This is a genomic window from Nocardia vaccinii NBRC 15922 (genome assembly GCF_001613305.1).
Lineage (GTDB): Bacteria > Actinomycetota > Actinomycetes > Mycobacteriales > Mycobacteriaceae > Nocardia > Nocardia vaccinii.
The window spans coordinates 32,768-45,249 of record NZ_BDCC01000076.1 but is presented as its reverse complement, the minus strand read 5'-3'; the positions used below and the strand labels follow the sequence as shown (position 1 = coordinate 45,249).

The 12,482-nt window shown below is 67.6% G+C and carries 14 protein-coding genes and 1 pseudogene; 7 read left to right on the top strand and 8 right to left on the bottom strand.

Features of this window, described 5'->3' with window-relative positions; genetic code table 11:
* Positions 1-50: 50 nt before the first annotated feature.
* Together NV1_RS37470 and NV1_RS37465 are read right to left on the bottom strand one after the other, a co-directional pair.
* Positions 51-929: an aminoglycoside phosphotransferase family protein gene (locus NV1_RS37470; RefSeq protein ID WP_084526447.1), complete on the bottom strand. Its 879-nt coding sequence runs from the start codon at positions 927-929 to the stop codon at positions 51-53.
* A 26-nt stretch (positions 930-955) separates the two neighbouring features.
* Complete coding sequence (locus NV1_RS37465; RefSeq protein ID WP_084526445.1) at positions 956-1,405, bottom strand: MarR family winged helix-turn-helix transcriptional regulator; 450 nt, start codon at positions 1,403-1,405, stop codon at positions 956-958.
* Positions 1,406-1,482: 77 nt separating this feature from the next.
* Between NV1_RS37465 and NV1_RS47125 the strand changes: the two are divergent.
* Positions 1,483-1,686 (top strand): annotated as a pseudogene (locus NV1_RS47125) (isochorismatase family protein); the annotation flags it as partial.
* A gap of 135 nt (positions 1,687-1,821) precedes the next feature.
* Here the strand turns inward: NV1_RS47125 and NV1_RS46170 are convergent.
* On the bottom strand, positions 1,822-2,262 hold the full coding sequence (locus tag NV1_RS46170; protein WP_067902938.1) for a hypothetical protein: 441 nt from the start codon (positions 2,260-2,262) through the stop codon (positions 1,822-1,824).
* A gap of 162 nt (positions 2,263-2,424) precedes the next feature.
* Positions 2,425-3,384 (bottom strand): hypothetical protein, encoded by a 960-nt coding sequence (locus NV1_RS37450; RefSeq protein ID WP_067902862.1) that lies wholly within the window; start codon positions 3,382-3,384, stop codon positions 2,425-2,427.
* Between the two features lie 357 nt (positions 3,385-3,741).
* Between NV1_RS37450 and NV1_RS37445 the strand changes: the two genes are divergently transcribed.
* Complete coding sequence (locus tag NV1_RS37445) at positions 3,742-4,782, top strand: NAD(P)-dependent alcohol dehydrogenase (protein ID WP_067902934.1); 1,041 nt, start codon at positions 3,742-3,744, stop codon at positions 4,780-4,782.
* A gap of 93 nt (positions 4,783-4,875) precedes the next feature.
* Here the strand turns inward: NV1_RS37445 and NV1_RS37440 are convergent, their stop codons facing one another.
* Both NV1_RS37440 and NV1_RS37435 read right to left on the bottom strand, forming a co-directional pair.
* Positions 4,876-5,313: a VOC family protein gene (locus NV1_RS37440; protein WP_067902859.1), complete on the bottom strand. Its 438-nt coding sequence runs from the start codon at positions 5,311-5,313 to the stop codon at positions 4,876-4,878.
* Between the two features lie 96 nt (positions 5,314-5,409).
* Positions 5,410-6,354: an ADP-ribosylglycohydrolase family protein gene (locus NV1_RS37435; protein ID WP_245714133.1), complete on the bottom strand. Its 945-nt coding sequence runs from the start codon at positions 6,352-6,354 to the stop codon at positions 5,410-5,412.
* Positions 6,355-6,798: 444 nt separating this feature from the next.
* Between NV1_RS37435 and NV1_RS37430 the strand changes: the two genes are divergently transcribed.
* Positions 6,799-7,323, top strand: a complete 525-nt coding sequence (locus tag NV1_RS37430; RefSeq protein WP_157117629.1) for a hypothetical protein — start codon at positions 6,799-6,801, stop codon at positions 7,321-7,323.
* Between the two features lie 91 nt (positions 7,324-7,414).
* Here the strand turns inward: NV1_RS37430 and NV1_RS37425 are convergent, their stop codons facing one another.
* Positions 7,415-8,284, bottom strand: coding sequence for an oxidoreductase (locus tag NV1_RS37425; RefSeq protein WP_067902854.1), 870 nt, complete (start codon positions 8,282-8,284; stop codon positions 7,415-7,417).
* Positions 8,285-8,438: 154 nt separating this feature from the next.
* On the opposite strand from NV1_RS37425, the gene NV1_RS37420 reads away from it, so the two are divergent.
* Positions 8,439-9,008, top strand: a complete 570-nt coding sequence (locus NV1_RS37420; RefSeq protein ID WP_067902851.1) for a TetR/AcrR family transcriptional regulator — start codon at positions 8,439-8,441, stop codon at positions 9,006-9,008.
* 120 nt (positions 9,009-9,128) lie between these two features.
* Here the strand turns inward: NV1_RS37420 and NV1_RS37415 are convergent, their stop codons facing one another.
* On the bottom strand, positions 9,129-9,842 hold the full coding sequence (locus tag NV1_RS37415) for a SanA/YdcF family protein (protein ID WP_084526441.1): 714 nt from the start codon (positions 9,840-9,842) through the stop codon (positions 9,129-9,131).
* A gap of 120 nt (positions 9,843-9,962) precedes the next feature.
* Here NV1_RS37415 and NV1_RS37410 point away from each other — a divergent pair, with 120 nt between their 5' ends.
* From NV1_RS37410 to NV1_RS37400, 3 genes are all read left to right on the top strand, one after another.
* Positions 9,963-10,763: a nuclear transport factor 2 family protein gene (locus NV1_RS37410; RefSeq protein ID WP_245714132.1), complete on the top strand. Its 801-nt coding sequence runs from the start codon at positions 9,963-9,965 to the stop codon at positions 10,761-10,763.
* Positions 10,764-10,959: 196 nt separating this feature from the next.
* Positions 10,960-11,565, top strand: a complete 606-nt coding sequence (locus NV1_RS37405) for an MspA family porin (RefSeq protein WP_084526439.1) — start codon at positions 10,960-10,962, stop codon at positions 11,563-11,565.
* A 5-nt stretch (positions 11,566-11,570) separates the two neighbouring features.
* A complete protein-coding gene (locus NV1_RS37400; protein ID WP_169813505.1) occupies positions 11,571-12,440 on the top strand; it encodes an MspA family porin in 870 nt (289 codons plus the stop codon).
* Positions 12,441-12,482 lie beyond the last annotated feature (42 nt).

Below are 12,482 nucleotides of genomic sequence, written 5' to 3'. Positions count from 1 at the left end.
CGCATCGAACGCGAGAAACGTGACCGCTCTGGCGATCTCGTCGGGCAACGTCAGGGTCGAGCGTAATCGGTGAGGGCAGAGGCGATTTCGGCTGCCGCCTCGGCATCGCGTGCACTCTCGGGCAGGAAGTACAACCAGTCATCGATGGCTCGGATGAAGGTCCACGCCGCGGCCCGCTCCGGATCGAGTTCGGCGGCGTCCACCACGGCGGCCAGACGTCGGCGGATTGCGGCCGGCCCATTCATTTCATCGAAACGGTTGCGCAACAACGGGATAACGCAGAATTCGGGATCGCCGGTGAGTACTTTCGGATCGATCACCAGCCAGGGTTCCCGAGTGCCGCGCAACACGTTGAGGTAGTGCAGGTCCTCGTTGATCAGCAATGCCCCGGGCCGCATATCGCGACACAGGTCCACGGCGCGGTCGATCATCCCGGCGGGGACGGCATTGCCCAGACGCGCGGCCTCGGCGGGCAGCTCCGTACGCCACCGCTCGGCTTGTTCGGCGAGCGAACGCCGAACCGTCGGCGCGGGAACGCTCAGTCGCCGCAGTAGCCCACCCGCGACGGATATCGCGTCGTCGATGGGTTCGCGAGTCAGATCCCGATTCGAGTCGAGACGCTCGAGCAGCAGCACGAAATCCGCATCGTCGTGATCGAGCAGTTCGACCGCTCCCGCGCCCCGCCAGGTTGCCAGCGCCAATGCTTCGTCCTGCGCCTCGACATGCGGCCACGAGACCTTCAGGACGGCCGCGCGTCCAGCGGACAGCACCGGCGCCACGAGCCCGGAGTACCCGTGCATCGGCTCCCCGTCGAGCCGCAGCTCCCATCGCCGCAGATACCGCTCGATGAGTTCCGGTAGGTCCGCGAGCCAGCGCCGCTGCTCCGGAGTGCGAAACCGTGCAGCGAAAGTGGCTGGGACGGTGATCATTTGAATAATGTACTGCCCGGCGACGCTCAGCGTAGTTGCGGTGGGGTCCAGAGGCGCTGGAGTAGAGCGCGGAGAGTTTCGCGTTCGTCCGGCGTCAGCGGAGCGAGGAATCGATCCTCCAGCTCGTCGGCGAGTTCGTCTGCGCGCGCGGCGATTTCGCGGCCCGAGTCGGTGATTTCGACCGCGTTGCGGCGGCGGTCGCCGGGATCGCCTCGGCGGGTCACATAACCGGCCCGTTCGAGGCCGTCCACCAGGGTCACCACGGTGCTGGCGGCGGCGTTCATGGTGCGGCTCAACTCGTTCTGGGCGAGCGGGCCGTACCGGCGCAGCATGGTCAGGACGCCGTGCGCCTTGGTCGAAAGACCCAGTGCGGCGAGCTCTTTGGTCTGTACGTCGGTAGCCGCCCGGCCGACGACCGCGGTCAGGAAGGTGGTGCGGCGCAGGAAGCGTTCCGCATCGTCCGGTTGGGTGCGCACGACACATCATATCCGAACAATCCATTTCGACAGAGAACAGTTTCTGGCTGCATTGTTCGGCACCGAATTATTGAAATATGAAGGAAGCGGTGACGTGCTCCAAGCCTCCGTCCACCGGGCGTCCGGTCGTGCTGATCTGTGGCGTGCTGACCGAACTGGTGGTACTGCTGACAGCGCTCGACCTGATCGAGGCGGGCATGCGCGTCCACGTCGCGCTGGACGCCTGCGGCGGATTGTCGAACAGCACCGAGGCGGCGGCCCTGCGCCGGATCGAAGCCGCGGGCGGATTCGTCGGTTGTGTTCCGAACCTCGCCGCGGATATGGTGCGCGACTTCACCACCCCGCGTGGCGGGCAGGTGATCGGCGTCCTGCGCGGCTTGTCGGCGCTGCTCGAGTCCGGCCGGATCCCGCGGCGCTCACTCCGCTCGCGCGTACCGGGCCGCGGCGATGACCGCGTCCATGTCCACCAACAGATTCGGATCGTGATCCTGTGCCTCGCGGAACTCGAGGATCACATCGTCGATGGTGGTTCGGCGGCCCAGAGTGGTCAGCTCCTGACGCAGATACGTACTCAACGGGATACCGGCCGCGCCCGCGCGACGGGTGAAGACGACCGCGGCCTCCTCGGCCAGGTCGCCGATCAATGCCGCTGCGTCGCTGTCGATTTCGGCGACCGGCGGGTCGGGTAGTTCGGCATGCAGGAATTCGACGACGTCATCGAGCGGGATACGCGTGCCCGCGAGCTCGGTCAGCTCCACCCGGATGTAGGCCGCGGCGGACATGCCCGCAGCCTGGGCCCGCCGTCGCAGGACACGGGCGGCCGGTTCGGGCAGGTCCTCGATCACGATCGTCGACATGGTGACCACCGTAGGCAGCGATCGCGAGGGATGCCAGCGCCGAGACCGAGTCGTGTCCTTTCGATGAAAGCAACAGGTGCGAAACGCGATTCGCCGAGGCTCGTGCCGAGGCGTACCGGCGTCCGCCGGACTCCCCGTGCTTGCCGTGGTGAGCCGTCCGCGTCATTCGGGCAGCGGCGGCAGCGCGGGACGGTCCAGGCACAGGCGCGCTCGGTCCCGCGGATGAATTCGAACCGGCACGCGCGCACCGACGAAACCGATCTGGGCGCGGCGGGCGGCGGTGCGGAAGCCGAAGCGTGCCGTGGTCGTGTACTCGCTTCCGCCCGGATAGGACACGCGCACAGCGACATTCGCGAGACTGGCCTCCGCGTCCGGCATACCGCGGGAGGGGACGTCGAGGAAGTCGATCCCGGTGATCGTCGCGGTCGCGCGCACGCCCGTGCGATAGAGCTCCTCGGCCTCCTCGGCGGTGATCTGCCGATTGCCGTCGGGGAGCAGGTCACGTCCGTAGCGTCGTTCGACGGCTACCCGCGCCAACTCCCGGATGCCGATACCGGTCACCTCGGGCACGACCGAGGGCTCGAGGCCCAGGCGCATCGCGGCGGCCACTCGCTCGGCGTACTCCTCGTTCCACAACGCCTTCGTGGTCGGCGAAACCTGTTCGGGCCAAACGATTCCGTAACGATCGGGATGTTCGCGGTCGATAGTGGCCGGAAATTCGTCGCCGCATTCGGGCACCCGCTCGCCGGGACCGTAACGCCGGCCGACCCGCAGCGCCCGCGCCGGGGCCTCCGGCCCGGACAGCACACCGGACAGTCGCGCGCTGCCGTAACCGCCCTCGTCCCGGGTGAGGGACACGCCCGTGACCCGGAACGTTCCCGGCACCGCGTCGTGAGAGGTTTTCTTGAACAATCGCCGCAGGCTCACCAGAACAGTGTGGCAGTGAAAGAGTCGGGGGCACAACGAGATCGCCACCGAGCGGTAGGACTCCTGCCCGCCCAGCGCCGCGGGCTCGTCCAGCCGAACCGTATGCGCGCGAGCCTCGACCACGGTGGTAACGGCACTCTCCGCGGCCCCGATGGCGCGGAAGACGGCCGGCGCGTTCGCCGGGTCGTCGGTCACGGCCTGGGCAGTGGCCCGAGTATGGCATCGAGTGGCGTACCCACATCCGTTGTCATGCGGCCGAAGCTATCCCCGGATCGGCCGGGCGGGAGAGTTGGCGAATCCCGACCCTGCGCAGGTTACAGGATGAAATTCGCTGACTGATTGCTGTCGATACCGAAGAAGCCGCTGAGCGCACCCGGTTCGACCGTATGATCGGGGAGTTGTTCCCAGGTCTCAGTAGCTGTCATGGATCATGGCCGTCGAGGCTGGGGCCGTGGTGCGCCTGGTCGTTTGCGGATTGTTCGCTGAAGTTCCGGAGCGTTCGAGGTGTGGCGCGGTGTATCCGATCGTGAATTCGACCTCGGAGGTATCGCGATGAAAGCTCTACAGTATCGAACCATCGGTGCCGCACCGGAATTGGTGACCGTGCCCGATCCGGAGCCGGGGCCCGGACAGGTGTTGTTGAAGGTGTCGGCGGCCGGGGTGTGTCATTCGGATATCGCCGTGATGTCCTGGCCGGAAAAGGATTTCCCGTACCAGCTGCCGCTCACGCTGGGGCACGAGGGGGCCGGGACGATCGCGGCGCTGGGGGAGGGGGTGACCGGATTCGCCGTGGGCGACTCGGTCGCCGTCTACGGTCCGTGGGGATGCGGCTCCTGCCCGCCGTGTGCGAGTGGACGGGAGAACTACTGTGTGCGTGCGGCCGAGCTGAACATATTCCCGCCCGGACTCGGTGCGCCGGGCGCGATCGCCGAATACATGATCGTGGACGATCCGCGTCATCTGGAGCCGCTGGACGGCCTCGATCCGGTCGAGACCGTTCCGCTGACCGATGCGGGACTGACGCCCTATCACGCGATCAAACGGTCGTTGCCCAAACTGGTCCCGGGCTCGACGGCCGTGGTGATCGGCGCCGGCGGTCTCGGTCACGTCGCCATTCAGCTGTTGCGTGCGCTGAGCCCGGCACGGGTGATCGCCTTGGACGTGAGCGAGGACAAACTCGAGCTCGCGCGGGCGGTCGGCGCACACGAGACGGTGATCTCCGACGCCGCGGCCGCCGATCGGGTGCGGGAGTTGACCGGCGGCCGGGGGGCGACCGCGGTATTCGACATCGTCGGTGCGGCGCCGACGACCGTCACGGCCGCGGGATGCGTTGCGATGGAGGGAGATATCACGATCATCGGGATCGGCGGTGGCACCGTGCCGGTCGGTTTCGGTGTGCTGCCCTTCGAGGTGAATGTCACCGCGCCGTACTGGGGCAGTCGCGGTGAACTGCACGAGGTGCTCGATCTGGCGCGGGCCGGTTCGATAAAGGTGCACGTGGAAACCTTCGCCATGCGGGACGCGCCCGTCGCCTACGAGCGATTGCACAGCGGGAAGATCAACGGCCGCGCGGTGATTCTGCCGAACGGCTGACGCATCCGGAAAGGATGATGCCGACCCACGACATCGCGCCTCGCTCGGAAGGTTTCCGGCGAGGCGCGAATGCTGTCGATGTAGTGATTGCCGTCAGTTCTTCTTCAGCTCCTCGGCGAGCATCACGATGATTCCGCTGGGGCCGCGGACGTAGGTGAGCTTGTAGATGTCCTGATAGGTCGCCACGCCACGAAGCGGACGGCAGCCGTGCTTCGCGGCCGTCTCGAGGGCTTTGTCGATGTCGTCGACCGAGAAGGCGACACGGTGCATACCGATCTCGTTGGGCCGGGTGGGCTCCGTGTCGATCGCCTCGGGGTGGATGTATTCGAAGAGCTCGAGGCGACCGTGACCGTCCGGCGTCTGGAGCATGGCAATGTTGGCGTGGTTACCGTCGAGGCCGACGGCGGTGTCGGTCCACTCACCACTGACCGTGTCACGGCCGACGACCGTGAGACCGAGGTCGGTGAAAAAGGCGATCGTAGCTTCGAGGTCGCGAACGGCGATGCCGACGTTCTCGAATTTGATGGACATGCGCTGCATGCTACCGAGCCGGGCTGAGCAGCTCTGCCGGCCGGCAGGGGCTCGATCGGACGAGCCGCCGGGCATTCACGAGCTACTCCGCGCGGTTCACGGCCCGCCCGTGAACAATCTGCGTAGCAGACCCGGGCGGGACTTGGCCGGGCGTGCGCGTTCCAACCAGGCGGGCAACGGTTCCCGCGCGGCGAGCCATTCCCGGGGGATCGCGTCTCTCCCGGTGTGAGCGGCGACGATTCCGCCCACTATCGCGGCGGTGGTGTCGGTATCCCCGCCCGCGGCAAGGCAAGTGGTGACCGCGGCTGGATAGTCGTGTAGATGCGTCGCCGCGATCCACAGGGTGAGCGGCACCGTGTCCTGCGCGGTGACGTGGGAGCCGTTACCCAGTTCGTCGGCGACCTGTTCGACGGTGGCTCCGAGCAGTGTTCGGGCGCGGCGGATTCCGCGGGTCGTCTGGCCGTCACCGAGACGATCGAGCACGGTGGTGATGAATTCCTCTGGCGTGGGCCGCATTCCGGCCATCCGGGCGTGGACCGCCTGCCCGGCCGCGAGCGCCACCGCGACCGCACCGCTGATCCCCTCGGGATGCATATGCGTCACCTGGGCGGATCCGATCGCCTGGGCGACAATCGTTTCCGGATCACCGGCGAAGTGAGCCCCCAGCGGCGCGACCCGCATGGCCGCACCGTTGCCGCACGAGCCCTGATGGTCGAATGCCGCGGCGGACACCTCGCGCCACGGCGCGCCCTTGCGGATTCGGCTCAACCCTCCGACGGTGGAGAAGCCGTAATCGCGATCCGGATCGCAACGTCGCGCGAAGACCTCGGCCAGACGATCCTGATCGATCGCACGGCGAGCGCACAGTTCGGCGACGACACTGCAGGCCATCTCGGTGTCATCGGTCCACCGCCACTGCCCCGCCGGGACCGCCCCCGCCCGCAGCGCATCGACCGATGTGCGCATCACGGGGAATTGCTGCCCGAGCGCATCCCCCACCGACAAACCCTCGAGCGAGTCGAACATCATCTCGACATCCATTGCGGCCGAGTCTAATCGAAGGTCGGTTCGCGCGAGCTCGCACGGGGACGCGGCGGGCGGATGCGCGGAACGCGTGGGCGACTCCCGCGGATCGTGCCGGTCTCGGCTGAACTCCGACGGGCCGGACACGCCGGGGCCGTCGCTGCCCGAACTCGCCACCGTGCCCGTCTGGGACAGATGTGACCTGCATCGTTGCCATCTCGGCGCGGGCAATGGACTATCGAAGGTGGTCGGCCGAGGATGCCCGGCATGTCGGGCTCGCGCTCGGCCGGAGGACGACCGAATCCGGGCGAGAAGGGGGTCCGTCCGCTCACCCGACAGAGCCGACCGGTCGGTCCGTAATGCTCTCCGACCGGCGGACGATCACAGGGCGGCGGACGTGGCGGGCCGGTGGATCCGACACCGAATCAGCGCTGGATTGTGTCACCGGAGAGGACGAATGTGATGGCAGGAACCCTGGTGGATGTGCCTACCGCCTACCGGCAGATCGCTCAGCCGGATCCGGCGGCTGGCGCGCGGCGGGTACCGGCTCGTTCCGGACGCTCCCAGTCGGCGATGATGTGGCAGGCGGCGAAGACCGTCCTGGTCACCCGCGTCGCCGGCCCGCAACAGCTGGTGACGGTGCCGCGACTGGTGGTCCCGATCGGGCAGAACCAGCTCGCTTTCCGCGTCTCCTCCTACGCCGAGGAGGCCGAGCAGCTCGCCCGCGACGGCCGGGTGATCGTGCAGCCCGGTGACTGGCGCGGCAATCCGGCGCTCGGTTCGCATCAATGGCATGGTCAGGCCCAGGTCGTGACCGGAGGCACCCTGCTGCCGTTCGTGCAATCGGAGATCGACGCCAAGTACCGGTGGCGAACCTCCGTGGCGCGCATGGCCCATCGTGTAGCGCGGGGCGCCGCGCCCTACGGCGATGTCGTCGTGCTGGTGACCGTGCGCGAACCCGTTCCCATGCTCATGCCCCCGCAGTGAGGCCGCGCACCGCCGCACGCTGACAGCCTGCGCGAAAGATGCTGCGGCCGAATGTCTTTCGGGATGCATGGGATGGTGCCGGACCGGCCGGTCATGCGTCCGGAGGAGGGACGTCCGCGTCATCGCTCGTCGGCGGGAAATCGGTGGAGTTGCTCACCGCCGCCCACCGCTCGGTTTCCGCGGCGCGGACCCTGCCCGCCTCGCGTGCCGCCGCGAGGGCGTCGCTGCCGAGCAACAGGCGTCGGGGTGGATTCTCGTCGCCGACGACATCGATGATGGCCTGTGCCGCGCGGGCCGGATCTCCGGGCTGGGTACCGTGGCTGTCCTGTCGGTACCGGTTGATCGCGCCCACGGTCTGCTCGTAATCGCGCCCGACCCTGTGCAGGGTCATCGACGAGCCCTGCCAGTCGGTGCGGAAGCCACCGGGTTCGACGATGACGACCTTCACCCCGAACGGGGCGACCTCGCTCGCGAGCACCTCGGAGAATCCCTCCACCGCGAATTTGGCGGTCTGATACGCGCCCATTCCCGGTGTGCCGCCGACCCTTCCGCCGACCGAGGAGAACTGGACGAATATGCCGGACCGCTGTCGCCGCAGCACCGGCAGTGCGGCCCGGGTGACGTTGACGACGCCGAACAGATTGGTTTCGACCTGGGTGCGGAAATCTTCCGCCGTCATCTCCTCGATCGGGGCGCTGTTGGCGTAACCGGCGTTGTTGACCACGACGTCGAGTCCGCCGAATGCGTCGATCGCCTGCCGGACCGCTCGCTCGGCGGCGGCCGCATCGGTGACGTCCAGTGCCACGGCCCGGATCCGCTCGCCGTAGTCGGCCACCAGATCAGCCAGTTGCTCGGGTCGGCGCGCGGTGGCGACGACCCGGTCTCCGGCCGCGAGGACTGCTTCGGTGAGGTGACGGCCCAAGCCGCGAGATGCTCCGGTGATGAACCATGTTCCGGCCATGAGCCGTTTCTCCGTTCCGATCGACTGGCCGCGCCGGGCGGTATCCGTCCGTGCAGGCTAACTGTCACAGTAAAGTAGCAGTTATAAGAATTTATTCCACTGGATCGTGTCTCATATTCGGCGATGAGCGTCACTACCGGATACCTTCGGAGAGGTGAGAGCGGATGCGGCGCACAACCTGGAACTCGTCCTGCGAACCGGCGCGCGACTGCTCGCCGACGATCCCTCGGTCAGCATCGCGGCCATCGCCGCGGCCGCCGGAGTGGACCGTCGCACCGTGTACCGCCGCTTCTCCTCCCGGGAGGATCTGCTCGCCGCGGTGTACCGCGCCCGCTACGATGCGGTCGAAGCGGCGATCGCCGCGGCGAGATTGCGTGAGGCGCCGGTCGGCGTGGCACTGCATCGCTATGTGGAGGGGATCATCGAGGTGAACCGCCGCTGGCCCGTCGAGACGTTCCGCATGCTGTCCGAGGAGACGATTCGCGACCGCCGCGAGGGTTTCATTCAGGAAGTCGAGCACTTCTTGCGACGCGCCACCGACGAAGGGGTGCTGCGTGACGACCTGCCGCACGGCTGGATCGGAGCCCTGCTGCCGTCCCTGCTGCTGCGGGCTGCCGAGGATCTGCCCGAGCTCAGCGCCGCTCAGGCCGCCGACGTCGTGGTGGACACGCTGATCAACGGACTCGGGGTCGGCTCACCCGCGCACCGTCGCGCATCTCGATGAATAGATCTGCGGCGCAGTCGGTCTCAGTATAGATGGCGGACGGCTGTGCAGAACGGCGGCGGTTCTCGTTGCCGCACAGCCGAAACCGGACGCGGCGAAGCGTCGGCCGATCCGGCCGGATCAGTGCGGGTTCGCGGCCATGGCGTCGCGGACCGAGGTCTCCTGGCGGCCCAGGAATTCCGGATCCGGCTGGACCAGCATGGAATACACCGCCTTGGTCGCGGCGATCTGATCGCGCAGCCAGCACTTGTCGTAGGTCGCGTTGTGCGCCTGGCTGTGATCGCCGACCGCCGTGGTTCGGATGCCCACCGACCGGCACAGGGCGATCGAGCGCGGGACGCTGAAATCCTGGGTCACCACGATCGCGTTGCGCACCCCGAAGATTCGGTAGGCGCGAGCACAGGACTGATAGGTGTCGAACCCGGCGTAGTCCAAGGCGATCTTGTTCGCGGGTACGCCCTTGCCGATCAGATATCTGCGCATCGCGTCGGGTTCGTCGTAGGTCGGCGTGCCGAAATCGCCGGTCAGCAGCAGCGCCTTGACCTTGCCCGTATTCAGCAGGGCGCGAGCCAGATCGAGCCGACCGGCCACATAGGGCGACGGCCGGCCGTTCGGGTAGATCTCCGCACCCGGCACCAGCGCGACGTCGGCGGGCGGCACCGACGTCGCCGAGTACTCCAGACCGCTCGCGCGCCATCGGACCACGCCGACACATGCGCCGACGAGCACCATCACCGTGAGCGCGGCCACCGCCGCTACCCGGAGCAGAACCTTCGGCCGCAGCCACGGTCTGAGGAAAGCTCCCACCCCCGAGGGCGTATCACGCGGACTCATGTCCGAGAGTCTGCCCGGTCGGGCGCACGATCCGGAATCTCTTTTCCCGCCCCGTGACATGAAGTAGAACACGTTATAGGTTAGGTGCGGGCTCATCGCCCCACGTCGCGAAGGGAAATGATGTCCGAAACCGGATCAGCCGACGAACTTCTGGCCGCCGTCGAGGCGTCGCCGCGGGCGGTTGCCGCGCACGATCGCGCGGCCTGGGTCGGATTGTTCGCCTCCGGAGCCCGGGTCGAGGATCCGGTCGGATCGCGCCCGCACATCGGGCGGGAGGCGATCGAGCGCTTCTACGATACGTTCATCGCGCCCAACGGCATCGTCTTCCGGGTCGAGCACGACGTGGTGTGCGGTACGACGGTGTTCCGGGATCTGGGCATCGAGACGACCATGTCCACGGGCGTCACCCTGCGGGTGCCCATGCATCTGCGCTACGACCTCGAGCGGGTCGGCGAAGTGCTGAGAATCCGTGAGCTGCACGCGCATTGGGAACTGCCGGTGATGATCGTGCAGTTGCTGGCCGCCGGTGTGCGGGGACTGGGCGCGGCGGCGCGCCTGGCTCCGCAGTTGCTCGGCAATCAGGGCATCGGCGGTGCGCTGGGCTTCGCGCGTGGCTTCGTCCGGGTCGGCTCCGCCGGTAAGCGGGTCGCGACGGGACTGATCGAGGACGCCGCGCGGGGGGATGTCGATCGGGTGCGAGCGGCGCTGACACCGGATGCGGTGCTCGAATGGCCTGCCGGGGTCGCGGTGGATCCGGCCGCCTTCGTCGCGCAGGCCGCCGGAACCGGGGTGAGCAAGCCGATCGCGGCGGGGCGATATGTCACCGTGTCGGTGGAAACGACCGCCGGGCGCGGCATCGCGGAACTCGTGGTGGCGCACGGGGGACGGATATCCGCGGTGCGGGTCTACGTGCCCGGCTGAGCCGAAGCCCGGTAATTCTCGGCCCGGCCGTCCGGTACGTCGGGGCGCCGTCGCCGAGCCGCCGCGCGCGGGATGACGGCGTGACTGTGATGTCGCACAGCGATTCCCGGCAGATTCCCCGTGGGCTCACAGCTGACTCTCACCTGGATCAACAAGCGTTGGCTGCGCTTGCCCGAACACAAACGATGAAGGAAATATGAATTTGGTTTCAGGAGCCGGTCGTTGGCTCGTTCGCGGTGGGGCGGGGCTCGCCGTACTGATGCTCGGATGTGGTGTGGCGCAAGCAGATACGGTTGTCCCGCTACCTGATGGCCGACAGACCTTCACCACCGCGACCGGCGTTCCGGTCGACTTCAGCCGCACCGGTGAAAAGGCCGTCGTCTCGCCGTCGCTGGCCTACAACGGCCTCTCGCGTACCGCAACGATGTCGGCCACGGTCTACGCGACCGCGCCGGGAGCGACCGGCGGCACGCTGGTCACCGGCTATCTGGTCGGATGTCAGGTCGATCTGTCCGGTGGGCTCTCGCTCGGTGGCGACGTCTATATCGCACCCGACTCGGCGTGGCCGGAAGTCGTCCCCAGCATCAATCTGGTGCCGGGTGGTGTGACACAGGTGAAATTCGGTACCAAGAAGATGGATCCGAAAGCGGGTGCGATCGGTGTCGAGTACCACGATCGCGGGGTACAGGTCGACGGCTGCGCCGGATATGCGCAGGCGCGATCGTTCAGCACACTGACGGTCACCAACAGCCGCGGCACCGCCGAGGTCACCCTGTACGGCAACCCGTTCAGCATCGGATGAGGGCGATGAGGTCGAAACCTTCCATGAACACCTGCGCCACAACGACATACGGCCAGAAGGAGCGGAATCGCCCGGTGCGAGGTGTGCTGGGCAGCGCGATCGTCGCGGGTGTGTGCGTTCCGCTGGTGCTGGCGGTCGGCGGGTCGGCCGGTGCGGACACGCTGGTGCCGCTACCGGACGGTCACGCCTCCTACACGACTCACGACGGCGTGACCGTCCGCGTCGACCGCACCGGGGAGAGCGCCACGATCTCCGGATCGATGGCCGCGAGCCCGCTGTCCCGCAACGCGATGGTTTCGGCGGTGGCCACGGTGCAGGCTACGGCCCCCGGCGCGGTGAAGATCACCGGCGGGCGAATCGAGACCGGCTACCTGGTGGGTTGTCAGGTCGATCTGGGCAGCGGCGTGCACGCCAACGGCAGCGGCAACACCGCGGATCAGAACAACACCCAGTCCGGGAACGGCAAAGCGAATCAGCCGGACGGCAACGGCGACGGTAACGACGCCTCCTCCTCCTCGGACCAGAGTTCCGGCGGCGGCGGGGGCGGCGGTAACGGCGGCGGTGGCGGCGGCGGAGGTGGCGGTCTCTCGGTCTCGCCCGGCGACAGCGGTGCGGGTCTGAGCAGTTCGGGTATCACCCCGTACGCCGACCCCTCGATGTCGATCAAGCTCGAGCCCGGCAAGGTCGCCAGCAAGATGATTCAGGTCTACAACTTCACCGGGACCTCCGGTACGACCCAGTACGTCAACCACACGATCTCGGTGGACGGCTGCGCCGGATACGCCGAGGCCCGCGCATACACTACGGTCGTACTGCACGACAACGTCATGGATTCCACCGAGACGTTGTGGGGCAAGCCTTTCGGCCTCGGCTGAGTGTTCCGGCCGGCACGCCCCGCGCGGACCGGTTGGTGAGAA